At 60.5% G+C, this 26,183-nt stretch carries 28 protein-coding genes and 2 pseudogenes; 13 read left to right on the forward strand and 17 right to left on the reverse strand.

From position 1 onward, the window contains the following. Positions 1-5 precede the first annotated feature (5 nt). Entirely contained in the window at positions 6-1,601 is a 1,596-nt protein-coding gene (gene guaA, locus RS897_RS29370; RefSeq protein ID WP_315832201.1) for a glutamine-hydrolyzing GMP synthase, read from the forward strand. Positions 1,602-1,720: 119 nt separating this feature from the next. Here the strand turns inward: guaA and RS897_RS29375 are convergent, their stop codons facing one another. The 3 genes from RS897_RS29375 to RS897_RS29385 are packed head-to-tail and all read right to left on the reverse strand — an operon-like array spanning position 1,721 to position 3,422. Next, the gene (locus RS897_RS29375; RefSeq protein WP_315832202.1) at positions 1,721-1,879 is read right to left on the reverse strand and encodes a hypothetical protein; all 159 of its coding nucleotides are present in this window, start codon (positions 1,877-1,879) and stop codon (positions 1,721-1,723) included. A gap of 23 nt (positions 1,880-1,902) precedes the next feature. After that, a complete protein-coding gene (locus RS897_RS29380; protein ID WP_315832203.1) occupies positions 1,903-2,655 on the reverse strand; it encodes an SDR family NAD(P)-dependent oxidoreductase in 753 nt (250 codons plus the stop codon). A gap of 8 nt (positions 2,656-2,663) precedes the next feature. Next, positions 2,664-3,422 carry an SDR family NAD(P)-dependent oxidoreductase gene (locus tag RS897_RS29385; RefSeq protein ID WP_315832204.1) on the reverse strand — a complete coding sequence of 253 codons (759 nt, stop codon included), beginning with the start codon at positions 3,420-3,422 and terminating at the stop codon, positions 2,664-2,666. Between the two features lie 80 nt (positions 3,423-3,502). On the opposite strand from RS897_RS29385, the gene RS897_RS29390 reads away from it, so the two are divergent. Then, entirely contained in the window at positions 3,503-4,507 is a 1,005-nt protein-coding gene (locus RS897_RS29390) for an AraC family transcriptional regulator (RefSeq protein WP_315832205.1), read from the forward strand. Between the two features lie 417 nt (positions 4,508-4,924). On the opposite strand, the gene RS897_RS29395 is transcribed toward RS897_RS29390, so the two are convergent. The 4 genes from RS897_RS29395 to RS897_RS29410 all read right to left on the reverse strand — a co-directional run bounded on the left by RS897_RS29395 (position 4,925) and on the right by RS897_RS29410 (position 7,496). After that, positions 4,925-5,296 carry a GNAT family N-acetyltransferase gene (locus tag RS897_RS29395; protein WP_315832206.1) on the reverse strand — a complete coding sequence of 124 codons (372 nt, stop codon included), beginning with the start codon at positions 5,294-5,296 and terminating at the stop codon, positions 4,925-4,927. 135 nt (positions 5,297-5,431) lie between these two features. Then, entirely contained in the window at positions 5,432-6,265 is an 834-nt protein-coding gene (locus RS897_RS29400) for a DMT family transporter (RefSeq protein ID WP_315838781.1), read from the reverse strand. A 58-nt stretch (positions 6,266-6,323) separates the two neighbouring features. Then, positions 6,324-6,998: an SDR family NAD(P)-dependent oxidoreductase gene (locus tag RS897_RS29405; RefSeq protein ID WP_315832207.1), complete on the reverse strand. Its 675-nt coding sequence runs from the start codon at positions 6,996-6,998 to the stop codon at positions 6,324-6,326. Between the two features lie 27 nt (positions 6,999-7,025). Continuing rightward, on the reverse strand, positions 7,026-7,496 hold the full coding sequence (locus RS897_RS29410) for a redoxin domain-containing protein (protein WP_315832208.1): 471 nt from the start codon (positions 7,494-7,496) through the stop codon (positions 7,026-7,028). Positions 7,497-7,575: 79 nt separating this feature from the next. Between RS897_RS29410 and RS897_RS29415 the strand changes: the two genes are divergently transcribed. Further along, positions 7,576-8,226, forward strand: a complete 651-nt coding sequence (locus tag RS897_RS29415) for a TetR/AcrR family transcriptional regulator (protein WP_315832209.1) — start codon at positions 7,576-7,578, stop codon at positions 8,224-8,226. A 365-nt stretch (positions 8,227-8,591) separates the two neighbouring features. On the opposite strand, the pseudogene RS897_RS29420 reads toward RS897_RS29415, so the two are convergent. After that, a pseudogene (locus RS897_RS29420) lies at positions 8,592-9,233 on the reverse strand (LysR substrate-binding domain-containing protein); the annotation flags it as partial. A 126-nt stretch (positions 9,234-9,359) separates the two neighbouring features. On the opposite strand from RS897_RS29420, the gene RS897_RS29425 reads away from it, so the two are divergent. Continuing rightward, positions 9,360-9,875: a hypothetical protein gene (locus tag RS897_RS29425; RefSeq protein WP_315832210.1), complete on the forward strand. Its 516-nt coding sequence runs from the start codon at positions 9,360-9,362 to the stop codon at positions 9,873-9,875. 429 nt (positions 9,876-10,304) lie between these two features. Here RS897_RS29425 and RS897_RS29430 read toward each other — a convergent pair whose 3' ends face one another. Further along, a complete protein-coding gene (locus tag RS897_RS29430) occupies positions 10,305-10,874 on the reverse strand; it encodes a TetR/AcrR family transcriptional regulator (protein WP_315832211.1) in 570 nt (189 codons plus the stop codon). A 192-nt stretch (positions 10,875-11,066) separates the two neighbouring features. Here RS897_RS29430 and RS897_RS29435 point away from each other — a divergent pair, with 192 nt between their 5' ends. Beyond that, the gene (locus tag RS897_RS29435) at positions 11,067-11,606 is read left to right on the forward strand and encodes a DUF2218 domain-containing protein (RefSeq protein ID WP_315832212.1); all 540 of its coding nucleotides are present in this window, start codon (positions 11,067-11,069) and stop codon (positions 11,604-11,606) included. Positions 11,607-12,313: 707 nt separating this feature from the next. Here RS897_RS29435 and RS897_RS29440 read toward each other — a convergent pair. After that, positions 12,314-13,327 carry an IS110 family RNA-guided transposase gene (locus RS897_RS29440; protein ID WP_315832213.1) on the reverse strand — a complete coding sequence of 338 codons (1,014 nt, stop codon included), beginning with the start codon at positions 13,325-13,327 and terminating at the stop codon, positions 12,314-12,316. A 509-nt stretch (positions 13,328-13,836) separates the two neighbouring features. On the opposite strand from RS897_RS29440, the gene RS897_RS29445 reads away from it, so the two are divergent. Together RS897_RS29445 and RS897_RS42435 are read left to right on the forward strand one after the other, a co-directional pair. Next, positions 13,837-14,973: a reverse transcriptase domain-containing protein gene (locus tag RS897_RS29445; protein WP_425476418.1), complete on the forward strand. Its 1,137-nt coding sequence runs from the start codon at positions 13,837-13,839 to the stop codon at positions 14,971-14,973. Between the two features lie 22 nt (positions 14,974-14,995). Continuing rightward, positions 14,996-15,310 (forward strand): retA reverse transcriptase, encoded by a 315-nt coding sequence (locus RS897_RS42435; protein WP_425476419.1) that lies wholly within the window; start codon positions 14,996-14,998, stop codon positions 15,308-15,310. 141 nt (positions 15,311-15,451) lie between these two features. On the opposite strand, the gene RS897_RS29450 is transcribed toward RS897_RS42435, so the two are convergent. After that, positions 15,452-16,051, reverse strand: coding sequence for an NADPH-dependent F420 reductase (locus tag RS897_RS29450; RefSeq protein WP_315832214.1), 600 nt, complete (start codon positions 16,049-16,051; stop codon positions 15,452-15,454). 41 nt (positions 16,052-16,092) lie between these two features. Continuing rightward, positions 16,093-16,827 (reverse strand): SDR family NAD(P)-dependent oxidoreductase, encoded by a 735-nt coding sequence (locus RS897_RS29455; protein WP_315832215.1) that lies wholly within the window; start codon positions 16,825-16,827, stop codon positions 16,093-16,095. 262 nt (positions 16,828-17,089) lie between these two features. On the opposite strand from RS897_RS29455, the gene RS897_RS29460 reads away from it, so the two are divergent. Beyond that, the gene (locus tag RS897_RS29460) at positions 17,090-17,986 is read left to right on the forward strand and encodes a LysR family transcriptional regulator (protein ID WP_315832216.1); all 897 of its coding nucleotides are present in this window, start codon (positions 17,090-17,092) and stop codon (positions 17,984-17,986) included. A 367-nt stretch (positions 17,987-18,353) separates the two neighbouring features. On the opposite strand, the gene RS897_RS29465 is transcribed toward RS897_RS29460, so the two are convergent. After that, complete coding sequence (locus RS897_RS29465) at positions 18,354-19,028, reverse strand: Type 1 glutamine amidotransferase-like domain-containing protein (RefSeq protein WP_315832217.1); 675 nt, start codon at positions 19,026-19,028, stop codon at positions 18,354-18,356. Positions 19,029-19,263: 235 nt separating this feature from the next. Between RS897_RS29465 and RS897_RS42465 the strand changes: the two are divergent. After that, positions 19,264-19,375: pseudogene (locus RS897_RS42465) on the forward strand (GMP synthase (glutamine-hydrolyzing)); the annotation flags it as partial. Between the two features lie 22 nt (positions 19,376-19,397). Here RS897_RS42465 and RS897_RS29470 read toward each other — a convergent pair. Continuing rightward, positions 19,398-20,456 (reverse strand): AraC family transcriptional regulator, encoded by a 1,059-nt coding sequence (locus tag RS897_RS29470; protein ID WP_315832218.1) that lies wholly within the window; start codon positions 20,454-20,456, stop codon positions 19,398-19,400. 240 nt (positions 20,457-20,696) lie between these two features. On the opposite strand from RS897_RS29470, the gene RS897_RS29475 reads away from it, so the two are divergent. Next, positions 20,697-21,509 (forward strand): SDR family NAD(P)-dependent oxidoreductase, encoded by an 813-nt coding sequence (locus RS897_RS29475; protein WP_315832219.1) that lies wholly within the window; start codon positions 20,697-20,699, stop codon positions 21,507-21,509. Further along, positions 21,509-21,829 (forward strand): putative quinol monooxygenase, encoded by a 321-nt coding sequence (locus RS897_RS29480; RefSeq protein ID WP_315832220.1) that lies wholly within the window; start codon positions 21,509-21,511, stop codon positions 21,827-21,829. The genes RS897_RS29475 and RS897_RS29480 overlap by 1 nt, the downstream gene beginning before the upstream one ends. Positions 21,830-22,111: 282 nt before the next feature. On the opposite strand, the gene RS897_RS29485 is transcribed toward RS897_RS29480, so the two are convergent. Then, positions 22,112-22,594, reverse strand: coding sequence for an SRPBCC family protein (locus RS897_RS29485; protein WP_315832221.1), 483 nt, complete (start codon positions 22,592-22,594; stop codon positions 22,112-22,114). After that, positions 22,572-22,937 (reverse strand): ArsR/SmtB family transcription factor, encoded by a 366-nt coding sequence (locus RS897_RS29490; RefSeq protein WP_315832222.1) that lies wholly within the window; start codon positions 22,935-22,937, stop codon positions 22,572-22,574. The genes RS897_RS29485 and RS897_RS29490 overlap by 23 nt, the downstream gene beginning before the upstream one ends. A gap of 171 nt (positions 22,938-23,108) precedes the next feature. Here RS897_RS29490 and RS897_RS29495 point away from each other — a divergent pair, with 171 nt between their 5' ends. Beyond that, positions 23,109-23,639, forward strand: coding sequence for a hypothetical protein (locus tag RS897_RS29495; protein WP_315832223.1), 531 nt, complete (start codon positions 23,109-23,111; stop codon positions 23,637-23,639). A 60-nt stretch (positions 23,640-23,699) separates the two neighbouring features. On the opposite strand, the gene RS897_RS29500 is transcribed toward RS897_RS29495, so the two are convergent. Next, positions 23,700-24,968: a hypothetical protein gene (locus RS897_RS29500; RefSeq protein ID WP_315832224.1), complete on the reverse strand. Its 1,269-nt coding sequence runs from the start codon at positions 24,966-24,968 to the stop codon at positions 23,700-23,702. 608 nt (positions 24,969-25,576) lie between these two features. On the opposite strand from RS897_RS29500, the gene RS897_RS29505 reads away from it, so the two are divergent. Then, on the forward strand, positions 25,577-26,161 hold the full coding sequence (locus tag RS897_RS29505; RefSeq protein ID WP_315832225.1) for a TetR/AcrR family transcriptional regulator: 585 nt from the start codon (positions 25,577-25,579) through the stop codon (positions 26,159-26,161). The last annotated feature ends 22 nt before the right edge of the window (positions 26,162-26,183 follow it).

Consider the following 26,183-nt stretch of genomic DNA (forward strand, 5'->3'; position numbering starts at 1 on the left):
TGACCATGACAGCACACAGCCAAGCCTCGAATCCGGCGCCCCTCACGGCGCCGGAGCACGACAAGATTCTGATCGTCGATTTTGGCAGTCAGGTGACGCAGCTGATCGCGCGGCGGGTCCGCGAGGAGGGCGTCTACTCCGAAATCGTCCCGTTCCAGAAGGCCGAAGCGGCCTTCCAGGAGATGAAGCCGAAGGCCGTGATCCTGTCCGGCGGCCCTGAATCGGTCCATGAGACCGGCTCGCCCCGGGCGCCCCAGGCGATCTTCGATTCTGGCGTTCCCGTGCTCGGCATCTGCTATGGCCAGATGACCATGGCCGCGCAGCTGGGCGGCACCGTCGAGGGCGGCCATCACCGCGAATTCGGCCGCGCCGACGTCGAAGTGAAGGCGCCGAGCTCGCTGTTCGAATCCACCTGGACAGTCGGCGAGCAACATCCGGTGTGGATGAGCCACGGCGATCGGATCACACAACTGCCGCCGGGTTTCGAGGTGGTCGGCGTCTCGCCCAACGCGCCGTTCGCGATCATCCAGGATGAAGTGCGGAAATATTACGGCCTGATGTTCCACCCCGAGGTGGTGCACACCCCTGACGGTGCCAAGCTGTTGCGCAATTTCGTCCGCAAGGTAGCCGGCCTGAAGGGCGACTGGACCATGCGCGCCTTCCGCGAGGAAGCGGTTGAGAAGATTCGCGCCCAGGTCGGCAAGGGCCGGGTGATCTGCGGTCTCTCCGGCGGCGTCGATTCCGCTGTCGCCGCGGTGCTGATCCATGAAGCGATCGGCGACCAACTCACCTGTGTGTTCGTCGATCACGGCTTGCTGCGTCTCGCCGAAGCCGAGACCGTCGTCGACATGTTCCGCAATCACTACAACATCCCGCTGGTGCACGTGGATGCGTCCAGGGAATTCCTTGGTGAACTCGCCGGGGTCACCGATCCGGAAGTGAAGCGCAAGACCATCGGCAAGCTGTTCATCGATGTGTTCGATGCGGAGGCGAAGAAGATCGGCGGCGCCGAATTCCTGGCGCAGGGCACGCTCTATCCCGACGTGATCGAAAGCGTCTCCTTCACCGGCGGTCCCTCGGTGACCATCAAGTCGCACCACAATGTCGGCGGCTTGCCCGCGCGCATGAACATGAAGCTGGTGGAGCCGCTGCGCGAGCTGTTCAAGGACGAGGTGCGCGTGCTGGGACGCGAGCTCGGTTTGCCTGAAGTGTTCGTCGGCCGCCATCCGTTCCCGGGCCCGGGCCTCGCCATCCGCTGCCCCGGCGAGATCACGGTGGAGAAGCTCGACATCCTGCGCAAGGCGGACGCGATCTACATCGAGGAAATCCGCCGCGCCGGCCTCTACGACATCATCTGGCAGGCCTTCGCCGTGCTGCTGCCGGTAAAGACCGTCGGCGTGATGGGCGACGGCCGCACCTACGATTTCGTGGTCGGGCTGCGCGCCGTCACCTCCACCGACGGCATGACCGCCGACTTCTATCCCTTCGACATGCGTTTCCTCGGCGCGACGGCAACGCGCATCATCAACGAGGTGAAGGGGGTGAACCGGGTGGTGTATGACGTGACGAGCAAGCCGCCGGGGACGATCGAGTGGGAGTGAGGGGGGCGTAGAAAAGCGTAGGTTGGGACAGACGCGGATAGGATGGCGAATTGGAATCAATTTTTCGTCTTCGATAGTCCTTGAAAGGTCCTTGGGCCGATCTTGGCAGTAGATCGGGGTTAGCTTGGGACCGTCGATAGCAATGCGCGGGTCTCGGCGACGACGCGGTCCTGGAATTTCCGATCGCGCAAGAGCGCGGAGCCTTGCATGGGATGACCGCCTTCGTCGCAGTAGACACCGGTTTGACCGGATGTATCGATCAGGATCTTGGCGATCACGCGCGCGGCTCGCTTCGGGGTGCTCAAGATCGTGATAAAGGGCACGAGGAGCGGGATGACGAATATCTGCAGGAAGCGTACGAACGCGCCGACATCGCCCCCCCCCCGAGGCCGGTGGTTGGATTCAAGCCCGGCTCGATCGCGTTGAAGTGCAGCCGTGGAGTCTCACGGGCGAACGCCATCGCTGCGGCAAGGATGGCCTGTTTGGAAGTTGCATAGGCATCGAAGCCCGGCCGCTTGGAGCCGCCGGGTTTCCATTCACCCCGCGCACTCGCCTCTGCGGAGATATAGCGACCACCTCGAAAACCCGCGGCCACAGCCGGCTTGCGTTCGGGGTCTTCTACAGCGGAAACGACGAAAACGACATTTGCGCCGTCGGGAAGACTTGGCACAAGCGCCTCTGTCAGGGCAAACGGGCCGAGATGGTTCGTCACGAACGACATGTCCCATCCGAGCGCGTTCTTAGTCGGACGCATCTGCATGATGCCCGCGTTGTTGAGCAGCCCGGCAATCGGGAGATGGAGCGCGACGATCTCCGCTGCCGCCCGCTGCACGCTCGCAAGATCTGACAAGTCGCACACGACCGGCACCGCGTGCTGGCCCTTTCGCTCGATGCTTTTCCGCACCTCGTCGAGCTTTCCGCGATCGCGGCCGACCAGCACAAGCATGCCGTGCTTGGCCAGTTCGAATGCCGTCCGGCGACCTATCCCGGAGGTGGGTCCGGTGATGATATACGCCTTGCGACCTGCGGGATTTTTTACGTCTGCTTTCGACATGACGTCCTTCATATCTGCATGCCGCCGGCGACTTCGATCCGCTGGGCGTTGATCCAACCGAAGTCGTCGGACAGTAGCCCGGCGATGACCGGCCCAACATCCTCAGGCTCGCCGGCACGGCCGAGCGCTGTGTGATCGGCGATCATCTTGTTGACCTCCGGATTGTCGCGAACGGCGCCACCGGAAAAATCGGTCGCGATCGGGCCCGGCGCGATGGCGTTCGCCACGATCCGGCGCGGTCCCAATTCCATGGCCATATATCGTGTCAGCGTTTCGACCGCCGCCTTCATCGAACCGTAGCCGATGCGATTACGTCCGGCGAAGCGAGCCAATCCCGAGGAGATGTTCACGATGCGGCCGCCATCATTCATGAGTGGCAGCAGTTTTTGCGTCAGGAACAGGACGCCCTTAAAGTGGACGTTATAGAGCGCGTCCATCTCGGCTTCAGTTATTGACTCAAGGCTCGCGGCAGATGAGATCCCGGCATTGTTGACGAGGTAATCGAAACGCTTGGCTTTCATGTCAGCCAGCGCGTCTCCCACCTGCCCCACGAAGCCATCGAACGAGCCCACATTGCCCGTGTCGAGTTGCAAGGAGATCGCCTGTGCGCCCGCTTCCGCTGCAAGCGCCACGACCTTATCAGCTTCTGCACGATTTGAATTGAACGTGAGTATCGAACGGACCCCGCGCTTGGCGAGGCAGAAGACTGTGTTACGGCCGATCCCCCGGCTACCGCCGGTGACGATCGCGATTTTACTATCTGGCATGATTACTCCGTCCGACAGGAACTGGCGTTCCCGAGCCGATTGCGTTGATCGATTATGGTGGCGGAAGGCCAGAAAGCGGAATGCCGGAACTCGCCCATTTCTTGCCTATTTCTGCTTCACGAGATATTCTCGCCGGTGGTTTCAACGGAAACGAAGGGCCGTACGTGCCCGATCAATTGGCGAAGGCGCTCCTGCGCTATACGGAAAGCCAGCCCGGAGAGAACCCGTTCATGACGGCCATCGACGGATTGGCCATCTTGCGATCGGATCATCCGAAGCCGCCGACTCACATGATCTCCAGGCCAGCCATGTGCATCGTGGCGCAGGGCGCCAAATGGGCAACGTTCGGCGACAACCGCCTTGAGTACAGGGCAGGGCAGGCCCTCGTGATCGGCGTCGAGACGCCCTCGATCGGCCGAGTGGTCGCAGCGAGCCCCAGGCAGCCCTGTCTAGTCCTCGCGTTCGAACTGGACCTCGCGATCATGCGGAGCGTTGCGGAGGGACTGGATGCGCCGCCGAGGATGCGCGGTGAGCCTGGCCGCGGTGTCTTCGTTACGGATTTTCAAGGCCCGCTGGCCGACTGCGCCCTGCGCCTGGTCCGACTGCTCGATACGCCCAAGGCGATACCGACGCTCCAGCCCATCATCATGCGCGGGATTTGCTATTGGCTGCTGACCGGCCCTCATGGCGGCGATGTCGCAAGAATATCGCTGGTGGACAGCCCGTCGCAGCGGGTGATCAATGCCATGCACAGCTTACGAAATCGCTTCAAAGAGACGGTTCGGATCGAGGAACTGGCCGCGATCGCCCTGATGAGCCCCTCCGCCTTCCACCGTCAATTTAAGGCGCTGACTTCGTTGACGCCGCTGCAATATCAGAAGCAGCTCCGCCTGCTGGAGGCGCGCCGCTTAATGGTCTCGCGTGCGTTCAACGTCGAAGCATCAGGTTTCGAGGTCGGTTACGAAAGTCCCTCGCAGTTCAGCCGAGAATATACCCGCATGTTCGGTGCGCCGCCCAAGCGGGATATAAGGCGCTTACGGATGCTCTTTCACCAAGACGAGGAGATTACGCCAGACGCAGCTTAGTGGGTCCTCCATGGGTGCTGACGGTATTTTTTATAGGCGAGCGAGTGATGTCTCGTCGCTGCGATTTTCGCAAATCGACCGATCGATGCCGATAGTAGCTGAAACCGAGCAGATCGCGGATCGTCGAAATTCGTGTTTGAAATCAAGAGCGCCATTTTTTGACGGATCGGCGAGACGGCTCTTTGTCGTGCGTATAAAAATTTGTGCCGTTAAATCAGCGCGTTACGATGGCTCAGAACAATCGAGTGGGAGTAGGTGGGCGTATCGTAGACGGAGTAGCCTCGGTATGTGTGCCCCTTGTCGCGATGGGTTTTCAACTTCGCGGTGAGCAGGCACGGCGGGGCAATCCCGATGTCGACAGGATATCTTGGCGAACGCTCGTCGGCGCACGCCGAAGCCAAGCGGATAACCTCATTGCTAGATGTCGAGATCGAGGTACACTTGATCGCGAAGAGGTATGCCATCGATTGAGATTCCCATGGCGTAGCCCGATTCGGGTCGGAAGGCATCGCGCACGATCCTAAACATGCGAAACCCCAGCCTCTGATAGAAATGCAGCGTTCCAGTGGAGGCCGCGGCGGTCGACACAATCAACCGATGTCCGCCTCGCCGACGGCAATGATCAACTGCTGCACGCATCAAAGCCTCACCAATGCCCTGACGTTGTCGGGCTTCATCGACCGCCATGCTTTTCAGGTCGAACTCATCCGCGCGTTCTGTTTCAACGATCTGCAGGTGCCCCACTATCTCGTCGCCAATTCGGGCAACCAATACCTCGCCCAATTCCATGTAGCTTGACACCTGATCTAAGGAGTCATCTGCGAGAGTCATAAGCGGCAAAAGCGTCTGTCGGTCGCCATCGTATCTTTCTATCTGCATTTCCGCTTCACGATGATCGCGTTGTGAGAGTATTGGATATCAAGACTAACGGGTGACAGTCAGGCGGATACCGGTAGCGGTCAGCAGGACACCGGTTAGCAGAGAGGCGTTGATCGGTTCATCCAGCACCCAGGCCGAAATCAGAAGTCCGAGGCTGGGAGTCGCGAGCAATGCCATGGACATCGTGCTGGCCGCAAACCGGCGCCCGGCTTCAACCACGGCCCAATAGGCGAAGGCGGTTGCGACAGGCGCAACGTAGGCGAGCGTGGCCACGCCAAGGAGCGTGAACTGTCCCGGGAATCCCTCGATGAACATAGCGACGGGGAACAGCAACATCGCCGCGATCAGCATTTGCCAGGGCGCAAGATTGAGCGCCGAGGATTTGAAGCGATGGCCGCGGACGGTCACGATGGCAATGGCCCAGGCTGTCGCCGCCCCCATCAGCATCGCATAAGCCATCGCCTGCTTACCCCCGATGGCAAAGGAGGGCGAGGCAATGATGACAATCCCTGCGCACCCGATCATCACGCCTGCGGCTATCTTCGAGCTCATCTTTTCGCCAAGGCGCCATGCGGCAAGCGGTGCGACCAGGACAGGTGTGGAGAAGGCCAGCACGGACGCGCGTCCTGGCGGCAAGATTGTCAAGGCAAGGCCGGTCAACGCGGAATAGGCCGCCATCTGAAGCGCGCCGGAAATAACGACAAGCGAGAGATCGGATCGCGGCGGCAGCGCGAGTTCGCCTCTCACCGCCACCAGTCCGAACAAAATGAGTGCTGCAATCGCATAGCGCAGGCAGCCGTACCAGATTGGCGGGATCTGGCCGATGCCGATCTTGATGACCGGCCAGCTGACCGCCCAGATCAACACCAGCGACAGCACCAACAGCCAATCCTGTGGTTTCGGCTTCGCCGCTTGAGTAGAAGCGGCGGTCGGCGACTCAGAACTTTTCACTGGACGGCCGTAAGTCAAGCTCGTGGGTCCACGCAGCGCGGTCCTGGAGGTGCAGCTGATAGTAGGTCTCGGCAATCGCGGCAGGTTGAAGCAGGCTCTCGGAAGGAGAGTCTTCCTGCGCAATCATGCCGTCGAGAACGACATGGGCGACGTGAATGCCTTTCGGCCCCAGTTCGCGAGCCATGGCTTGCGCCAGCGCTCGCAGCGCAAATTTCGGTGACGCGAAGGCAGCAAATCCCGCTCCGCCGCGAATCGATCCGGTCGCGCCCGAGAAGATGATCGTTCCGCTTCCCCGGCTCAACATGGACGCTGCCGCAGTCCGACCGACCAGGAAGCCGGCAAAGGAACCGGTGCGCCAGGCCTGCTCGAACAGCTCCTCGGAAATATCGAGAATGCCGCCCCGATCCCAAATGCCGACGTTGAAGACGACCAGGGATGGTGGGCCGAGTTCATTCGCGACACTCTGGAAAACGTTCCTGACCTGCTCACCAACCGTCGCATCGCAGGAATAGCCGCGAACCAGATCGCGATGCGGCTCGCCAGCAACGCCTCTCCGCGACACCGCGGCGACCCGCATGCCCGCTTCCGCGAAGCGTCCGACAAGTGCGTTGCCCAATCCGTGGCCTGCTCCCACAACGACGGCAACTTCACGCGCGCTCATTTCCGATCTCCGACGTTCGCTTGACGGTCAAGTCTTGGACTTCACGTACCTGACGAAGCCGATCACGTCTTCGGCAACCAGTCTGCCGATCGCGCCGCTCGAATAGACGGCGGTGATCACCCTTCCATTGGGATCGAGTACAAGGCCGGTCGATTGCAGGTAGCGCGGGCTGTTGTTGACGTAAGCGCCGGTCGAACCCGCAATCTTGTCGGCATCGGCGCCATAGCCGACCGGAAAGTTCAGGTGGTGCTTGTCGACCAACGTCGCCGCGTCCGCTTTGTTGTCGACGGACAAGGCGGCGATCTTGAGTCCGAGTTCATCGAGTTTCTCTTTGGCGCGAGCAAATGCCGCAAGCTGCGTATTGCAGTAAGGGCACCACGAGCCGCGATAGATCAGGACAGCGCCATAGGAACCGGCCAGATGGTCCGTGACCGACAAAGTACCGTATCCGACCGTATCAAGGGTCAGGATCGGAAAGGCGTCGCCAAGACGGGGCATTACTCTTAAATTCCTTAAAACTGGACTAATTAGTCCAATTACCTTGCAAGCCCCGGCGCTGTCAAGTACGATGAAGGGCATGATTACGAATGCCACGGCATTGCCCAGAACAGCGCGGGGCGCAGCAACGCGGGCGCGCATCGTCGACGCCGCGACCGACCTCGTGCGTGCGCATGGCGTCGCCAACACAACAATCGATGCGGTGATCGAGGCCAGCAGGGTCAGCAAATCGCAGATCTATCACTACTTCGACGACAAGGACGATCTCGTTCTGGCCGTGATTCAGCGACAGGCCGAGTGCGTTCTCGGAACGCATGAAGAGCTGCTGCGAAAGCTCAATTCCCTTGCCGGGCTTCGCAGCTGGCGCGACGCGGTCGTCGAGTTGACACGGCAAACCAATTGCGCAGGCGGCTGCCCGCTGGGTTCGTTGGCCGCCGAGCTTTCGGAGACGCCGCGCACCCGCGCAGCGTTGGCGGAAAGCTTTGCACGCTGGGCATCCTATTTCGAAACGGCGTTCGCAAGGATGCAGACGCGAACAGGAAAAAGGCCCAGTGGCAATTTGAAGGAGCTTTCAGAGGCGATGCTCGCCAGCCTGCAGGGTGGACTCTTGCTCGCCCAAACCATGCGTTCGACAACGCCTCTGGAACTCGCGCTGGACATGGCGATCGATTACGTCGCAGCCCGACTCAGGCTTCACCCACCGGAGAACCGATCAGCCCGACGAGAGTAGGGTGACGGTATTTTGGCCGAAGAGCGAATGGCGGCCTGTTGCTGCGGCTGTGAAAATCGACCAATCGTTGTCGATAGTCGCTGATACCGAGTAGATTCTGAATCGGCGAAATTCTTCTTTGAATTCAAGGGCGCAGATTTCTGACGGATCGCAGAGTCGGTTCTTTATGGCGCGTATAAAAATTTGCACTGCCATATCAACGCGTTACCATGGCTCAGAACAATCGAGTGGGAGTGAGGGAGAGTAGCGCGGGATAGAGTAGGTTAGCGTGGCGTATTAGTTGCGATGTTGTCTGTGCAATAGCAGTCGATAGGTTTCGCATTGTAGTTTGCTGTAAGTAGAGATATCGCTCCGCCCCTGCCACGTCAGCGCATTTTCGTCCCGCGCGTTCGCTTGTCATCAACGTGAACTCGCGTTTTGTCGGTAGCGACCGAACGGCCTTTCACGTGATCGATGAAGGCTCGCAGTTTCGGCATCATTTGATGGCGGCTGGGATAATAGAGAAACACGCCCGGTGCCATTGGCGCGAACGGCTTCAGGACGTGTACGAGTTTTTCCGCTCTCACCAGGCTGGCGGCGATCGGCTCGGGCACTTGCGCAAGCCCCATATCTTCCACGGCAGCGCCAAGCATGGTGGGAAAGTCGTGAGCAATCAGCGGCCCCGAGACGACCGCTTCGACAGTCTTGTTGCCATCGACAAACGACCAAGGCGCGATCGACCCGTTCGTGCGGCGAATGCGTAAGCAAGCGTGCTGACGCAGATCGTCGATACGCTCGGGCCGTCCGTGCCGGCGTAAATACTCGGGGCTGCCGACGACCACGAACGGGAAAGGCGGCGTCAGCCGCACCGCGACCATGTCGGCGGCGATGAGCTGGCCCATCCGGACGCCGGCATCAAACCCTTTGGCCGCAAGGTCGACCAATTCCTCGCTTGCGGCGATCTCCACCTCGACCTCGGGATAGGCTTGGCAGAAGGATGCGATCAGCGGCTCCAGCAGGATCGGCATAGACGGCTATCCCAATGTGCTGACCCCCGCTTTCGTCGTGCCGTGCTCGATCCTGCTGCACGCGCTGTCGCTGCGCCAACTGCGCCGCCGTAGTCGAACCGACGCTCGGGAGCGCTAGGAGACCAAATGTCCACGGAATTGCTATTCCAAACCCATCTTGTTCTAGGCTACGTCGCGTGGCTGCTTTGCCCCGGCACGTACGTTCTGCCGTGGCTCAGGTCGATGGACCGGGTCTCTGCGCAACGCGCCATCGCTACTCTGCATAGCTTCCGCTTCTTCGGGCTCGTCTTCATCCTTCCGGGTGTCGTCAGTCCCGATCTGCCCGCCGGCTTCGCCACCTATGGCGACTTCGCAACCGGGGTACTGGCCATACTGGCGCTTCTCACGGTGAGGATGCGCCCGCTCTTCTGGCTGTTCGTTGTTGCGTTCAATCTCGTAGGGACGGTCGACCTCATCGTCGACTATTACCACGCCGTCCAGGTCGGCCTTCCTGCGCACGCGGAGTGGCTCGGCGCCACCTACGCGATCCCGATCATCTACGTACCGCTGCTGATGATCACGCACATCGCCGCATTCTATTTTCTGGTACGTCCTCAGTCCAAGGCGGCCCAAGCCTTCGCCGGTGATGCAGCCGTATCTTAGATTGCTCTGCCATCGCAGACGTCCATCGTCGCCGCGATGGCAGATCGTTGCCGAAGAGACATCAATCGCGATGGCGTGGTGACGGTCTTTTTTGCGCACTGCTACTCGTTCGAGGCTGGGAACGCGGCGCCAAAAATCGACCGATCGATGCCGATAGTCGCTGAAACCGAATAGATTCCGAATTGGTGAAATTATCCTTAGAATTCAACAGCGCAAATTTCTGACGGATCGGGTAGACGGTTCTTCATTGCGTGCGGAAAAATTTGCCCCGTTAAATCAACGTATTATGATCGCTCAGAACAATCGAGTGGGAGTGAGTGGTACATTCTGCGGGATAGTCAAGGATGGCTCGGGATACAGGTGCCGAGCCGCACGGATCGATAGCAGGTGATCGTCGACAAACGTCAATACCAGTCTGCCACAGCGCACTCATAGTCCCTTGGCCACCAAGCTCTGGAACATCGTATCCATCCGTTCGGGCGGAAGCTTTGCGCCGCCGTCGAGCCACCAGGTCAGCACGGCCATGTAGGCACCGACAATGTGCTGCACGACGAACTCGCGGGGGACTCCATTCGCGCCCTTGCCTTCAGTCTTCGCAAGTTCATGCCGGACGAAGTCGCAGAGCGTTTGCCGGATGGTGTCCAACGCGATGGCGCCGCCTTTGCTTCCCACCAGCGCCCGATAGAGGTGCATGTGCTCGCGCGCATGCTCGAACATCGCCAGACTGAATCCCAGGGGCTGGGCGCTTGCCTGCCCCGAAGTCGACGTGCTCTGGTGCCGCTTGAGAAGTTCCCGCCGTAGATGCTCAAGGCCGCTCCGCTTGAGATCGTCCTTGCTCGTGAAGTGGGCGTAGAAGGTCGAGCGGCCGATATTGGCGCGTTCGCAAATGTCCTCGACCGAAATCGCCTCGTAGCCCTTCTCCAGGATCAGGGAGAGCAATGCCTGGTGCAGCATTCCTCGGGTGCGCGCTACGCGACGGTCGATCGGCTTCTTCGCCATGGCCCTCCGTTCCGGGGCAAATCGCTGTTTTTGTCCGATAGGAGACATCGCTGTCGGCATCATCCGGGAAAAGAATTTTGAACGCAGCGTCCTTTATCGTACATCATGTGCGGTTACGTAAGGAAGCGGGTCTTGCCGATGGTGCACTGCCCAGCAGGCCAATCGTAGGAAAACACCCAAGGAACAGTCTTCATGCACAGGGTCGAAGCCCGCATCGCCACGGAGCACGCCGCCCGCTATCTCGCGCTACTGTGCCGTCACACCAGCAAGATGGGCCAGCACCTGAGCAGCGGCCACCTCTCTCGATCCCGCCATCCCAAGGGCGCACCCCCGCCGATGCGGCAGGTCGAGTGGTCAGAGACCAGTGGAACTATTCGCTTCGGCGAAGGCCACTGCATCCTGCAGGCAGAAGACAACGTGTTGCTGCTGCGCGTTGAAGCCGGCACCGAGAACGCCTTACACCAACTCCAGGACGGCATTGCCCACCGGCTGGAAACTTTCGGCCATCGCGAGCACGTCACGGTCCACTGGCAACCGTCAACGTCCCAGCCGACCGGTCACCCCGAGGAAATCCCCAGCCGCGTTCCCGCACCCGTCGGGCCCATGACGGTCCGGTGGAGGTCACGACTCACCCGCAACCTCGCCCTAGCCGCAGTTGCGGCCGTCGTCATCGCGGCTCACCTCGGCCTGCTCGGCGCCACACTCGCCGCCGCCATCCTCGGATTACGGTGATGGGGTGGACGGCGCCCCGAACGGCATCGATGTGCCAAGATGGTCGTTGTCACAACCCATCTGAGGGGAGCCGTCCATGGGCAAGTCTACTGATAATGTTGCGTCTGTCACCACGATTGGTCTTGATCTCGCGAAGAACGTCTTCCAGATCCACGCGGTCGATGCGCGGGGAGCGGAGATTGTCGCGCGTTCAGTTCGGCGGGGGTAAGTTTTTGAGCTTGCTGGCGACATTTCCGCGCTGCGTGGTGGCGATGGAGGCCTGTCCATCGGCTCATCACTGGGAATTAAGGTGACACCCACCCATTAGCCGGCCCCTCGTCAAGGGTGCAAAACTACTTTTCAGCAGCGCGAGCTGCTCAATGTTTCGTTCGTCGTTCCAGCGATAGTGTTCGAGCCGCGCCCGTTTCTTCGGTTTGTGGCTGCGCCGCATCACGGATCGCGCCAGACACCCATGAGGATCAAGCATCGGCCCGATTGAGGCCTGCGCCCTGGCGGCATAGCCGCCCCAGAAGAACGTTGGTACCGAGCCGCATCCAAAAGAATTTCACAGAACCGTGGCTACCGGCGTGCCGGCGCCAATCTCCGAATGGCTTGCGGTGCGGGCGATCGTCGTCACTGCAACTGGTGACGGCGATCCGGCGTCCAATTCAGTGCAGCTGGTTGCGACCCCAGTCACCGTACGTGGCTCGCCGGATCGTCGTCGTCCTTCAGGCAAAGCAGCGCGTTACGTCGAACGGTTTGCTCTCCTTCAGGATGTGGTAGCAGGCGCGCGCCAGCTTGTGCGCCAACGCCTTGGTGGCGACAATGTTGTTGGTCCGGGCCTTCTTGCGCTCGTGGAAACGCTTGGCCTCTGGGCAAAACCGCACGGCAAAATTCGCCGCCTCGACGAACGCCCAGGCGAGATACTTATTGCCGTTCTTGACGTTGCCTTCGCCTTTCTTCTTGCGATTGCTGGTGTGCACGCTGTTGACGCAGCGCGCGTAGGACGCAAAGTTGCCGACGCCGGCAAACCGATCGATCGGACCGGTTTCCAGAAGAATGACGGTGGCGAGCGTCGGGCCGATGCCGGGTACGCTAGTCAGGAAGCCGTAGTGAGGTCGGGGTTTGACGCATTCTTGCAGGCGCTTTTCGAGGACCGAGATCTGTGACTGCAGGGTCGCGATGACCGCGACGTTGGTCTTGATCGCCAGGCCGACATCGGCCGCCAGCGGCATATTGTCGATTGCGTCGGCGGTCAGGCGCTTGATCTGATTGCTGGTCATCCGCCCACCCAATTGCCTGGCCATGATGTTCTCGACCGCGAGGACATGCGTGGTGCAGCAGTGCACCATCTGCATGCGCTTGCGCGCCAGATCGCGGACGACGCGGTGCTCTCGTGGCAGGATCGTGCCCGTCGGCAGGATACCCAGCCGCAGCAGGTGGGCCAGGTGCTGCGCATCCGTCTCGTCGCCACTGTGCTTGAGTCCGTCGTATTGCTTGATCGCGGCGGTGTTGGCGAGGTGCACGTGGAGTCCCGCGTCCTGCAACCCGTCGACCAGCCAATACCAGTTGTAAGTCGACTCGACCACGACGCCGGCCAAGTCATCTTGCCATCGAGTTAGAAATCCGACGATCTTCGTGATGTCGTTCGGCAGGCGCTTCTGCGCCACAACGCGATCGGCATCGTCGATGATCGCGATAACGCTGTTGTTGGAATGCAGATCAATCCCGCTGTACATCATCTTCGCCTCCTTGTGGCCTAAAGTGATTCGGTGATGCCGAATTCACATTAGCCCCACCGCCTTCTGTGTTGCGAAGGCCGGCTAGATGATCTTCAGTGCACTTAACTGCTGCTACGGGTGACTTGGATCGGTGCGAATTAAGTGCACTGTCAGAGCGCCGGGAGACCGGCAAGGAGTAGGTGGTGGAAGTCCACTACGATGAAGGAGTAGCGAACCACATCGGCCCCGAGCCGTGCGTCGCTGTCCGCGAGGACAGAGGCGAAGCGTCGGCAGGGGTGAGCATAGGCCAGCCATTGAGCCGCGAAAGGCATTTCCCGAGCGCCGACGCCGTTGACAGCGCGGAAGGCAACATGGACGGGCGCGGTATCGCGAGCGCCCGTCCAGCTCGGCGTGGTCGCAGACCCTGGCATGTGCAGAAGGTCCTTGCTCGGGAACCGGGAGGTCCCACGCCCGACCGCCGCAAGTATGCTTACGACGGTCCGCATCGGGAAGGCGAGGAGCCGTAGCCGATGGTGCACGTGCGTGGGAAGTCTGACTCCGCCATAGTAGCTGTGAAGCCGGTGAACAAGGCGGAGCAATCCGCTGCGGAACTGGTGGAGCCAAGGGTGGAGACCGAGGGGAAGGCGGATCAGCAAAGCACGTTCCGGGCGCAGAACCGGGCAGACGTGTCACAGGCGCTGGAACGCCTACGGCAAGCAGCAAGACAGAGGAAGAAGGAGCGGTTCACCGCGCTCTTCCACCATCTCAGCATCGAACTGTTCGGGGAGGCCTTCTTCGATCTGAAGAAGAATGCCGCCTCCGGCGTGGACGGACTGACATGGCAGGCCTACGAGGCAGACCTTGAGCGCAAGCTCGAGGACTTGCATGCACGGGTCCAAAGGGGAGCGTATCGGGCGCTGCCGAGTCGGCGGGTCTATATTCCCAAGCCGGACGGTGGACAACGTCCGCTCGCGGTTGCCGCACTGGAGGACAAGATCGTTCAACGGGCGACGGCTGCGGTGCTGAATGCGATCTACGAGGAAGACTTCCTCGGGTTCTCATATGGCTTCCGGCCCGGACGCAGCCAACATGATGGGTTGGATGCGCTCGTTGTCGGGATCACCAGCACGAAGGTGAACCTCATTCTGGACGCCGATATCCGAAGCTTCTTCGACACGGTGAACCAATCATGGCTCATCCGTTTCGTGGAGCACCGGATCGGCGATCAGCGCATCATCCGCCTGATCCGCAAATGGCTCAAGGCGGGCATCCTCGAAGACGGGGTCGTGACGATCGGTGATCAGGGAACGGGACAGGGATCGGTGATTTCACCGTTGCTTGCCAATATTTACCTGCACTATGTCTTCGACCTATGGGCCAATCGCTGGCGACGGCGCGAGGCTGCGGGCAACGTCATCATCGTGCGCTACGCCGACGACATCATCGTCGGTTTCGAGCACGAGAATGACGCCCGGCATTTTCTTGGCGCGATGCGGGAGCGGTTCAAGGAGTTTGCGTTGTCGTTGCATCCGTACAAAACCCGCCTGATCGAGTTTGGTCGCCACGCTGCGGCCAACCGCGAGCGACGCGGGCAAACCGGAGACGTTCAACTTTCTGGGCTTCACCTTCATCTGTGGGCAGACACGCGCGGGCAAATTTCTGCTTAAGCGAAAAACCCGGCGTGATCGCATGCAGGCGAAACTGAAAGCCATCAAGCAGGAGTTGCGACAGCGAATGCACCAGCCAATACCCGTGCAGGGAAAATGGCTGGGGCAGGTCGTCACGGGTTATTTCAACTACCACGCCGTGCCGACCAACAGTCGTGCGTTGGTCACGTTTCGCTTCTTCGTCACCGAACTCTGGAAGCGATCGCTGCGGCGGCGCAGCCAGAAGGACGACACGACCTGGCAGCGGATCACTCGGCTGGCCAACGACTGGCTTCCCAAACCGCGTATCCTTCACCCTTGGCCACAAGCACGCTTCGCCGTCAAACACCCAAGGTAGGAGCCGTATGCCTTAATTGGGCGAGTACGGATCTGTGCGGGGGGCGCTCAGAAATGAGCGTCCCTACCGCGAACCGTTACGCTGTTCGAAGAAGTTAGCGCGCGACCGGTTCTCGGCGTCGATCACACGGTCGTAGATCGATTACTGCTCCTTCTTGAACAAATCCTGGAAGATGAGCTGGCCCCAGATGCGGTCGCGTGCGTGCACCAGCGCGCCACCCTCGTTGAGCTTTCCCAGCTTGACGGGGGCGAAGCCGAGTTGTTTGGCCAGGGCGGCCACGGGAGCGGTCGCGTCCTCGTCGTCGCTGGACAGAAAGACGACCCGGTGGCCGCCCTCGACGATCGGATCGGCAGCCAGGGTGGCTGCAATCAGGTGATTGAAAGCTTTCACGAGCTTGGCGCCGGTGAACGCCTTCGCGACGAAAGCGGAGGACGGGAGACCGTCCAGCTCTTCAAGGGGAACCAACGCGTTCATCGCGTCGATGACCGTCTTGCCTTTCCAGCTCGGCAGGGCCTTCGCAACCTCGCGATGCTCCCCGAACGGGACCGCCAGGATGATCGTGTCGGCCTCGAGTGCATCCCGCAGCGACTTGGCGACGACCGTGGGTCCAATCGCCCGAGCCTGCGGCGCCAATGCCTCGGGCGGTCGGCGGCTCGCGACGGTGACGTCGATGTTTTTGCGGGCGAAGGCGCGGGCGAGGGCCTGGCCTATCTTACCGAATCCTACAATTGCGTAGCTCATAATGCTTCTCCGATCCGTGTGGATATTGAGTCCCCGGCCTTTCAGATGGCCGAGAAGCCGCCGTCGACAGACAACTCCAGCCCATTCACGAAGCTCGAATCGTCTGACGCAAGAAACAGCGCGGCCGTCGCAATTTCCTCAGGACGCCCCATTTTTCCCCGCGGGATCAGGGATTCGAACATCCGCTTCGCCTCCTCGGTGAGAACCTGGTCCTGCATCGGTGTGGCGATCGGCCCCGGGTGCAGCACGTTCACCCGGATATTCCGGCCCTTCAGTTCGTTGAGCCACCCGCGTGCGAATGCGTGCAACGCCGCCTTGCTCGCCGCATACACGCTGTAACCAGGAAAACCTTTCACCGAAGCAACTGATCCGGTCATGAAGATCGATCCGCCATCGTTGAACAGCGGCAACGCCTTTTGCACTGTGAACATCGTGCCGCGCGTATTCAGACCGAAGGTCGCATCAAAATGCTGCTCGGTAATCTCGCCCAGCGGGACGGCTTCGCCTGTGCCGGCGCTCGCGTACAGCACGTCGATCCTGCCCTTTTCCTGTTTGACCGTGTCGAACAGGCGGTCGAGATCGTCGAGATTGGCCGCGTCGCCGCGCACGCCGGTCACGTTCCGGCCAATCAGCCTGACGGCCTCGTCGAGCGCTTCCTGCCTCCGGCCCGTGATGAAAACATAAGCGCCTTCTTCGACGAACCGCTTGGCGCTCGCCAGCGCCATGCCGCTCGATCCACCCGTGATGACTGCAACCTTACCCTCAAGCTTTCCCATGACTTCTCCTTTCGTGGTGTCGGGACAGCATTCTGTCCCCGAGGACCTCGACATGGGTCTGCCCGCGTCAGGCGTTGAGTGCAGAAGCGCGCACATCGGTGGTGCAAAATCGAACCGGGCGAGCTAATAACTTCAGCCACGGCATGCGGTGAGCGCCGGCCAGGTGCCAAGGTCGCGGCCCCACTTGTCGGAGGACGAAACGTTATTCGATGGTATTGGGCACGGGCTTTGGAAGGCGCACCGCGCGGTGCGGGATTGCACCATGATCGACTGGGATGACGTTCGCTACTTTCTTGCCGTTGCGCGCGGACGCTCGGTGCGGGCAGCCGCCGAGCGCCTCGGGGTGAACCACGCGACCGTGCTGCGACGCGTCGCCCAACTGGAGGAACGGCTCGGGGCGCGCATGTTCGAGAAGCTGCCTTCGGGCTACCGCCTGACGGCTGCGGGGGAGGAGGTCCTCGAGCTCGCTGACCAGATGGAAGCGTCGTCGCACCAACTGGAGACGCGCGTCTTTGGCCGCGACCAGAGCGTGCGCGGGCTTTTGCGGGTGACACTGGCACCGCCCCTCGCGACACACCTGCTCATGCCGGACTTCGCCGATTTCGCCCGTCTGTATCCGGACATCGAGATGGAAATCTTGTCGTCCGGCGAGCTGGCAAATCTGACCAACCGAGAGGCCGACGTCGCGATCCGCGTCGTCTACGACCGCAAAACCCTGCCGCTCAATCTTCACGGCCTGAAGGGACCGGAGCTGTTCGGCGGCGTCTACATGTCCCGCGATCGACTAGCCGCGTGGCGTGCGGGCGCGCCTGATCCCATCCGGTGGATCGTCATAAGCATTCATGGAATTCCGGATTGGGCCAGCGAGGGGGAGGTTCGTACCACCGGGGTTCCATTCAGGACCACGGACGCCGAGGCGCAGATCGTTGCTGTACGGCAAGGGCTCGGTATCACGACGCTGCCGTGCTTCGTCGGAGATGCCGACCCCCTGCTGGTAAGGGCGCCGGGCACCGACCTGCACATGTACGGAACGCTTTGGCTTCTCACACAGGGGGAGACACGCAAGACGAAGCGCGTGCGGCTCTTCACCGAGTTCGTATCCCGCAGGCTCGCCGCATACGCTCCGCTTCTCGCGGGGCTGTCCATATCGCGCGACTGACGCACGACGGGTCGCTGGCGACTTGCCGCGCCGGGGGCGATTGAGTGGGAGTGAGGTTTGGTATAATCCATTGATTATATTTAACAAATTTATTTTAAAAATACCGTCTGCATCGTCGGTGGCATTCTTCGTGGTATTTCGCTTGGCGCACTACTGTTGAAGCGCCAATGCATGGAAGGCAATTGATTCGTTTCATGGTATCGGCGCTGCGCGTGGCTGGCTTTGTCGATGTCCGTCACGAAGCCGTTGGGGCGCGCGCCAGCCCCCGGTCAAGTTCGTGCGCATGGGGCTGCGTCGGACAGCTTGAGGCTGATGGCGGGCGTAGAGGCGCTCGGCCCAGGTGGAAGCGGCATTCATCTTGGGCGGCTCAGCCGACAAAACGGCGCCAGTTGCCCTCGGAGATCACCTCGACCTCGCCGTCGACCACCTGGATGGCCGTCTGGTCATCGATGGCGTAGGCTAGGCCGCCAATCTCAGTTGCCCATTTCTCGGCGCAGGCCATCGTGTTTTCGTCGAAGCCCGGATGGTCCAGGTGAGGAAAGATTGAGAAGTCGACGATGCCGAGCGCCCGATCTTCACCGGTGATTGGAGGCTTCATTGCGATGAATGCCTCGCCCACCATGGGCGTCATCACCATGCTGCCAGCGCTCAATCCCACCCATACCGTGTGTTCCAGTAAAGGAAGTAGCGCCGCCAGCCCCGACTCCCGCATCCAGTGCGCCAGATAGAGAGCATCGCCGCCGTTCACCAACAGAGCATCGGCGCCACGAACCCAAGGTTCCCAGCGTGCGGCCCCGATGCTTGGCAACGCAGAGAGTTCCAGCAGGCCTACCGACTTCCATCCAAGTTCGACCATCGGACAGACGCTCGGTCGGCCCGAGACGAAGCGCCACGCCCCCTCAGGGCTCCCCTTGGGATGCCCGTAGCCTGCCGTTGGAATGCATAGGGCCGTGCACTCGTCGATAGGCTTCCCAAGCAGATTGAGCAGTGCTTTGTGAATGCTGGCGTTACGGACGCCACTAGAGGTCAGGAGCAGTTTCATCGTGTGCCGTCCATTGGTCGTTGCGGATCCGAGGTCCGTGAAGGACCTCTAGGGTCTACTGTTGTTCCCTCTCGCAGAACGAGCACCGTCAAGGCCCGTAAGAGCGGCGGTTGTGTACGCATGAACAACTATGAGTGCCAAGCAGCAGAGCGATAACGTGATATGACAACATCAACTCGGAACCATCACACATTGTCACTCCAGTGCAAATACGTCGGGATTACGGTGACGCTGCTTCGACATGCGCTTCCTCGGCGCGACCGCGACGCGCATCATCAACGAGGTGAGGGGGGTGATCGGGTGGTGTATGACGTGACGAGCAAGCCGCCGGGACGATTGAGTGGGAGAGCGCAAAGCATTCTTGGCCATTCAAGGGGATTGAGGTGCGCCGCGTCGAACAGCTTGAGGCGTGGTTCCAGTCCATCCGCGGAAGGCACGGACGAAGGAATTTGCGTCCTCGAAACCAAGTAACAGAGCGATTTCGGCGCTCGACATCATCGTCTTGCGCAAATAGTGCTCGGCAAGCGAGGATCGTACGGCGTCAAGGGTCAGCTGAAACGAGCTGCCCTCTTGCTGAAGCCTGCGCTGAAGTGTGCGCGTGCCCACCCCCAGCCGCTTTCCAACTGATTGCATGGAGACATCACCGGCGGGCAAAGCTTCTAGCAAAGCGCTCCGGACCCGCTCGACCATGCTGGCGGTCCGATCAAGATCCGACAGCCTTTGGCGCAAGGACGGTTCGAAAAACTGCCACAGTTTGTGGTTTTCGGTCAGGAACGGGCGATCGAAATCCTCGGCACGAAAAACCATTGTCGCTGACGGCGCCTCTTCAACGGAGACGCCAAAGAAGTCCTTGTACAAAATGGCATCGTCCTCGGCTGCGTCGGCAGCTGACGGCCAGGTCACTTTAAGGGGGGTGATGGCAGTGCGCGTGGCAAGGCGCGCGAGCTGGACAAAGAACACGAGCTTGAAAGCAAGGAATACGTCCGGCGGCGGTTTGGTCTGGTCCAGAAAGTCGATCGTAACGGTGGCGCTCGGCGCCATTCGCGCGACCTTGATCGTCATCGGTGCGATCAGCCTTGCATATTTGGCCATGCGCTCGAGTGCGCTGCCGAGATTGGCGCTGCACAGAGCAGCGAACAGTTCCGGATCGAACCAGTCGCTGGTCATGACCTTTGCAATTCGCAAGGGCGCAGGCAACGCTGCGTCCAGCGATCGGGCCTCTTCCTCGATCGCCACCCATAGCTTGAAAAAATCGTGAGACGTCAGGCGAACCTGTTCTCGAGCAAACAGATCGCCGGGAAGGTCGGCGCGGCGCAGAACGGGGGCCGCGGCCAATCCCGCATCCTGCATCAGCAAGCGCCAGCCCGGCCAGACAGCATAATCCAAGGTGGCGATCGATCGACCGGCAAATGCGTTATCTGCTTTCATCAAAGCACGATTGTATCTTGCGGATCATGCCAGAACAATCGCGGATGGCGCCAATCTGTCCTGGATGCTTTGCCAACGACCAGGCTTGGCAAGCAGGCGCATCGACGTGAATCCCGCGCCTCGGATTGACGCAATCGGCATTTCCCTTGGCATGTTCCGCTAGTGAAAATGTGGGCTCCACGGGGCATGTATCGTCTCACCCCATTACTCTCACCGCGATGATGCGACGGATGCAATGACATGACAAAGACTGTTCTCATCACCGGTGCGTCGTCAGGTTTCGGCTTGATGCTCGCAAACAAGCTTCACAAGCAGGGCTTCAACGTCATCGGCACCAGCCGGGATCCGGAAAAATATATCGGGAAAGTCCCTTTCAAGCTCCTTCGTCTCGACATCGATGACGATGCTTCCATCCAGGCCTTCCCGGACGAATTGTTTCGACACGTCAAGCAGTTTGATGTCCTGGTCAACAATGCGGGTTACATGGTGACCGGTCTGGCCGAGGAGACCCCGCTTGATGTGGCCCGGCAACAGTTTGAGACCAATTTCTGGGGAACCGTGAAGGTCACCAATGCCGTCCTGCCGCATTTCCGGCGGCAGAGGTCCGGCAAGATCATCACGGTGAGCTCGATCGTTGCCCTTATCGGCCCGCCCAATCTGTCATTCTACACGGCGTCGAAGCATGCCGTTGAGGGTTATTTCAAGTCGCTGCGCTTCGAGCTGAACCCGTTCAACATCAAGGTCAGCATGGTCGAGCCGGTGTGGTTCAAGACAAACCTTGGCGCCAATGCCGTAAAGGCGACGTCTGGGACGATCAGCGACTACGACGCCTATCGCCGCAAGGCCGATGCCGCGACGAAAAAGGGTATCGACGATGCGGAAAGCCCGGATGCCGTCGTCGAGAAGATTGCCGAGCTGATCGCTGCCAAGGAGCCGAAATTCAGCAATCCGGTAGGCAAGATGACCGGCATGTTCCTGTTTCTGCAAAACTATGCGCCCAGGATGTTCGAGGGGTCGATCCTCAAGAGCGTGGCGCAGGCGGGAGGCGAATGATGAGCAAGCTGGCCATCATCGGCACGATGAAGCTTGTCCCCGGCAAGAGGGAGGAATTTGTGCGTCATCTCGCCCAGCATCGCCTTCGTTGCCTTGCCGAGGAGCCGGACACCCACGTGTTTGAGATTTTGCTGCCGCACGACGAGCCGGACACCGTCATGCTCTATGAGGTCTATACCGATCAGGCCGGATTCGACGCCCACTTGTCGGGACCGTCGATCAAGATCATGCGGCGCGACACGCCCGGCATGTTGCTTTCTCTGACCGGGGTTTCATGCGACCTTGATCCAGTGGCGATGTCCGGCGATGCGAGTGCTTGACATCGATTACCAGGCCAGTGCGATTAGGTCGGGCGTTGTGCAACTTGCATAGCTTTCGACTGCTGTCCCACTTTCTGCTGTAGCGGGGCTGGGTTTCCGCAAGGATGCGAGGCAGATCCCAGACACTCCACCATGACCTGCGGGGTGCGACGGTCGAGGATCTGCGCTGGCTCGGGGCTGACCTGAGCCGGCGCGGCTGGGTCGAAACAGTATTTCCAGCGCGGGTGGCTGTCTCGCACTTGCTAATCCGAGATCGGCTTCATGACCGTCCCGCGCTCCCGCTCAGCTGACGAGAAGCGCGTCCAGCTCCTCGAACTGCTCGCTGAACGCACCCGTGCTGCCGGACGCGATCGCATCGTCGAGCGCTTCCTTCGAGGGATAGAGGTCGTGCACGACGACCAGTGTCTTGCCGTCTCTCTCCTCAAAAGTCACCGTGGTCACGGCTCCGTCGTCGCCGCCTTCGTCATTCGTCCAGACCAGGCGGGAGGGCGGTGTCACGTCGATGTACCTGCCGAAGAACGCGGCGCCTTGGCCGAACACCAAACGATATGTGCCCCCGACACGGACATCCAGTTCGCAGGACACGAGGGTCAGGCCAAACGATTTCGGAACCCACCACCGTCTGAACAGTTCGGGTTTGGTCCACGCGTCGAAGACGATGCGCGCCGGTGCGTTGAAGGTCCGCGTGACGACGAGCTCGCGGTCCGACTTTCGTTCCACCGTCGTGCGGTTCGTCCCGGGATCACTTTTTCCGTTTGCGGCCATCGCTTTTTTCCTTCTGTTTCAGTTCTTCGACAATCTGGTCCAGCTCGTCGAAGCGCGAGGCCCAGAGCAGGCGATACGCCGCGATCCAGGCCGTCTCTTCCGCCAGCCGGCGGGGGCCGAGCTTGCAGGTCCGCACGCGCCCGATCTTTTCCGTGGCAACGAGCCCGGCCTGCTCCAGGACGCCGACGTGCTTCTTCATGCCCGTGAGGGTCATGTGGAACTTGTTGGCGAGTTCCGTGATCGATGTATCGGCACGCCCCAACTGCTCCAGAATGCCGCGTCGGGTTGCATCCGAGAGCGCGGCGAACGAGGCATCGAGGCGGGCTGTTATATACTGAACCATTTGGTTCAGTATATAACGCAGGGATTGGCGGCGCGCAAGGGAGGCCGCGCGCAGATTGTGTGAGGAGACCAAGGTTGGAGTCAGTGCAGTGACAGCGCACTGATTTTGGAGATAATCAGGTGTACGGCAATCCAATGGCCCGCGGTGTGGCTATCGACTCGGAGCAAGAGCATGGCGAACGATGATGCGCTGGGGGAGCCCATCCGCGCGTTTTTTGAATCTGCCGAAGGCGAGAACCTCTTCCCCAACTGCCCCTTTCGGCCAGACCTTGATCGTTTGCATGAATTTGATGCCGAGTCCGCCAACATGATTTTGGTCCATATGCTGGGCCACATCATCGATCACAAGGCAGGCCAGCCGTGCCGTAATGAAGCGGGTGACACGATATCGGCAATCAATCAGGACGGTATCAATGATGAACTCCGGTACGTGTACAATGATTCCAACAACGGCGGCTTGAATGAAGCAAGGCGGGTCAATCCTGATGTCGATCCATCCGACAGGCCTGAATATCAGGGCTTCGGACCCGAACAGCGCGGGTGCTTTGGCGCCGATGCGCGGGCCGAACTGATGGCGGAAGCCATCCGGGCTTACATGCGGGATCCAAATTACCTGAAAACCGTAGCGCCGAATGTGGCGGCCCGGATTCGCTCAGCGGTGAATCCAAATCCCAACCTGAACAGGATCATTCAATTCAACTGAAGGCTGACCGTTGGGCCGGCGTAGCTGGAGCAGGCCAGCTACGCCGGAGACCGTCATCCTTTAGGGATCGATGATCACTGCGCCGGTCCCGGCGCCGAAACCAATATATTTTCTCAGGCCCGTCGAGTTTTGCGCCAATCCGTCGAAGGGCTGGAATCCAAAGTCGTTCGACGTGAAGCGGCACGGGAAGTCAGGGATCACGGCTCCCACCGAAGCGTCGTAAGCGTAGCAATCGGCTGTTGTCGGCACCGGTGGCGTACCCTGATGGCCGTTGACGGAGCGGTGGTAGTTCTTTTGCGCCGTGAGATTCCACACGTCGCTCTGAAGATTGACATGTACGAGGGGGCGCATGAACGGTGTGCCGACGGTGAAAACGCTGCCGGTGTTGCTGTCAAACGTTTGCGACAGGAAACGGTTGCGCTCCAGCAGGAGGTCGCGGCTGCGGATGAGATTGATGTGGTAGGAAAAATTGGTGTCGAACTCGTTGCCGTAGACATGGGCCACCATGCTTGCTCCCTCGGCCGTGTCGAACAGCAAGCCTCCTTCGCCACCATAGCTTCCGTTAGCCACGATCAGATTCTCGCCGATCTCGCACTGGCCCGTCGTCGAGCGAATGCCGCCGCCCGCATTGCCGGAGATGACGGACCATTTCAGCTCATAGAGCCCCGGAGACTGTCCGGCACCGAAATCGATGCCCCAGCCCGTACAGCTGCCGACCCAGATCTGACTGAGGCGAACGCTGAAGTCCTGGTACGAGTCGGAGACGGTCGGATCGATGTCGGTTCGAAGCGATGCGATCAGTCCTCGTCCGGACAGGCCGTCGACCTTGACGCGATCGATCGAGACAAGCCAGGCCGCCGTCAGTTGAATGCCGTTCAGCCCGGTTCGTCCAGCGGCCTTTGAGATGTTGAAGTTCGATAGCTCGGACTCGACCGTGTATCCGCCGATGACACTGGTGTCATAACGAAGCACGGCACCCTTGACGGAATCGCCGTTGTAGTCGGCGACGATACCGCCATCCAGCATCCCGTCTCCAAAGATCGACAACCCGCGCTGATAGCCCGCGACCGTCGCCGTTCGCGCTATATCCTGCGTGATCCGGAAGACGTGTCCGCCCGGCAGATACATTTTTTTCTTGTTGGCGATGCAATCGGCCACGCAGGCCATGATCGCCGCCGTGTCGTCAGCGCCGCCGCCGACGCCGTAAACCGAGTTGCCAACCGCATTGTAGGGAGGATCGAGAGGGCAAAGCCATGGGAGGGGAGCCATCGGTGTTCCTTTCAGGTTTGCTTTTGGAACGGCAGGCAAACGAGATCGGGCACGCGCCACCGTTGCCTCGGCGGAGCCGGGCGGCGCGTTGCGTCTCGGTTGTCTGTCCTATTCCGTTGGGGTTGCACGTCCACCAGACCGAGTGCGCGGCCTGTCGACGTGAAGCAATTTTACGCCTGCGACGAGCGATGCCCGAGTCCGGGAGGCTGTGGGTTCTGTGGGCTCTGCGGAGTCGTCAACGATGCTGCTGTCGCGGCCATGCGTAATGCCGCGGAATAAGACCGTTGATCGACGGATCTGGCGAGTTCAGGTTCGTTGCAACGATCGTGCGGGAGCAAGACGACGGTCTCACCATGATGGTATGTGCGTCGATGCGAACGAGTGGGTCGTTTGTCATCCACCGAACTTACATCGCTCGCGGATACGCGCATGGCGAAGGGTCCAGCAGTTTCCGAACTGATGAGTTCGAAGGCCTTTCCAAGGGCGTGGCGGTGCAGATTCATCAGGCGGCGCGCCCCCGCAACTGAAGGTGGGGAGCTGATTGGTGGCCATTGGTGGAGCAGTTGTCAGGTGATGCTAAGTCATTGATTTGGCGTTACAGTTCGACAAGATGCGAGCGTGCTGCTTTCATAATTGACATTCTACCGACTAGAAGGTAGATGACGATCATGAGCAACCTGTCAACCACCGCAGACGTCATCCTTGCCTGCGCGCGCACCCTGATCATCGCCGGTGGCTACAACGGCTTCAGCTACGCCGACATTGCGGACGCGGTCGGGATCCGCAAGCCGAGCATCCATCATCATTTCCCGACCAAGGCGGATCTGGTGCGCACGCTGGTCTCCCGATATCGGGAGGAAGCGGTCGCCGGCCTCGCTTACCTGGAGCGACAGGCGTCCGATCCGCTCGAGCAGCTTCGGAGCTACACGGGGTATTGGGTCGCCTGCATCAGCGACGCCAGCGCGCCGTTCTGTGTGTGCGCGCTGTTGGCGAGCGAACTGCCTGTTCTCCCGGCGGATGTCGCCCGCGAGGTGAGAGCTCATTTCCGCGCGCTCTCGGCCTGGCTGACCTCTGTTCTGGAGCGTGGCGGGCGCGAAGGAAGACTTGCGCTGACGGATACGCCCCGCATGGAAGCGGAAGCTTTCATGGCGACCGTTCACGGGGCGATGCTGTCGGCACGCGCCTATGACGATCCCCAGATATTCGGCGCCGTCACCACGCGACTGATCGACCGGCTCTGTCACCCACAGTGAGAGCGGACGTGACGACATGGGC

It is taken from the genome of Bradyrhizobium prioriisuperbiae, assembly GCF_032397745.1.
Classification (GTDB): Bacteria; Pseudomonadota; Alphaproteobacteria; order Rhizobiales; family Xanthobacteraceae; genus Bradyrhizobium_A; species Bradyrhizobium_A prioriisuperbiae.

Coding starts and splice junctions, on each gene's coding strand:
- guaA (WP_315832201.1), top strand. CDS start 6: ATGACAGCACACAGCCAAGCCTCGAATCCGGCGCCCCTCACGGCGCCG.
- RS897_RS29380 (WP_315832203.1), bottom strand. CDS start 2,655: ATGTCGAAAGCAGACGTAAAAAATCCCGCAGGTCGCAAGGCGTATATC.
- RS897_RS29385 (WP_315832204.1), bottom strand. CDS start 3,422: ATGCCAGATAGTAAAATCGCGATCGTCACCGGCGGTAGCCGGGGGATC.
- RS897_RS29390 (WP_315832205.1), top strand. CDS start 3,503: ATGCCGGAACTCGCCCATTTCTTGCCTATTTCTGCTTCACGAGATATT.
- RS897_RS29395 (WP_315832206.1), bottom strand. CDS start 5,296: ATGGAATTGGGCGAGGTATTGGTTGCCCGAATTGGCGACGAGATAGTG.
- RS897_RS29405 (WP_315832207.1), bottom strand. CDS start 6,998: ATGAGCGCGCGTGAAGTTGCCGTCGTTGTGGGAGCAGGCCACGGATTG.
- RS897_RS29410 (WP_315832208.1), bottom strand. CDS start 7,496: ATGCCCCGTCTTGGCGACGCCTTTCCGATCCTGACCCTTGATACGGTC.
- RS897_RS29415 (WP_315832209.1), top strand. CDS start 7,576: ATGATTACGAATGCCACGGCATTGCCCAGAACAGCGCGGGGCGCAGCA.
- RS897_RS29425 (WP_315832210.1), top strand. CDS start 9,360: ATGTCCACGGAATTGCTATTCCAAACCCATCTTGTTCTAGGCTACGTC.
- RS897_RS29430 (WP_315832211.1), bottom strand. CDS start 10,874: ATGGCGAAGAAGCCGATCGACCGTCGCGTAGCGCGCACCCGAGGAATG.
- RS897_RS29435 (WP_315832212.1), top strand. CDS start 11,067: ATGCACAGGGTCGAAGCCCGCATCGCCACGGAGCACGCCGCCCGCTAT.
- RS897_RS29440 (WP_315832213.1), bottom strand. CDS start 13,327: ATGATGTACAGCGGGATTGATCTGCATTCCAACAACAGCGTTATCGCG.
- RS897_RS29445 (WP_425476418.1), top strand. CDS start 13,837: ATGGTGCACGTGCGTGGGAAGTCTGACTCCGCCATAGTAGCTGTGAAG.
- RS897_RS42435 (WP_425476419.1), top strand. CDS start 14,996: ATGCAGGCGAAACTGAAAGCCATCAAGCAGGAGTTGCGACAGCGAATG.
- RS897_RS29450 (WP_315832214.1), bottom strand. CDS start 16,051: ATGAGCTACGCAATTGTAGGATTCGGTAAGATAGGCCAGGCCCTCGCC.
- RS897_RS29455 (WP_315832215.1), bottom strand. CDS start 16,827: ATGGGAAAGCTTGAGGGTAAGGTTGCAGTCATCACGGGTGGATCGAGC.
- RS897_RS29460 (WP_315832216.1), top strand. CDS start 17,090: ATGATCGACTGGGATGACGTTCGCTACTTTCTTGCCGTTGCGCGCGGA.
- RS897_RS29465 (WP_315832217.1), bottom strand. CDS start 19,028: ATGAAACTGCTCCTGACCTCTAGTGGCGTCCGTAACGCCAGCATTCAC.
- RS897_RS29470 (WP_315832218.1), bottom strand. CDS start 20,456: ATGAAAGCAGATAACGCATTTGCCGGTCGATCGATCGCCACCTTGGAT.
- RS897_RS29475 (WP_315832219.1), top strand. CDS start 20,697: ATGACAAAGACTGTTCTCATCACCGGTGCGTCGTCAGGTTTCGGCTTG.
- RS897_RS29480 (WP_315832220.1), top strand. CDS start 21,509: ATGAGCAAGCTGGCCATCATCGGCACGATGAAGCTTGTCCCCGGCAAG.
- RS897_RS29485 (WP_315832221.1), bottom strand. CDS start 22,594: ATGGCCGCAAACGGAAAAAGTGATCCCGGGACGAACCGCACGACGGTG.
- RS897_RS29490 (WP_315832222.1), bottom strand. CDS start 22,937: ATGGTTCAGTATATAACAGCCCGCCTCGATGCCTCGTTCGCCGCGCTC.
- RS897_RS29495 (WP_315832223.1), top strand. CDS start 23,109: ATGGCGAACGATGATGCGCTGGGGGAGCCCATCCGCGCGTTTTTTGAA.
- RS897_RS29505 (WP_315832225.1), top strand. CDS start 25,577: ATGAGCAACCTGTCAACCACCGCAGACGTCATCCTTGCCTGCGCGCGC.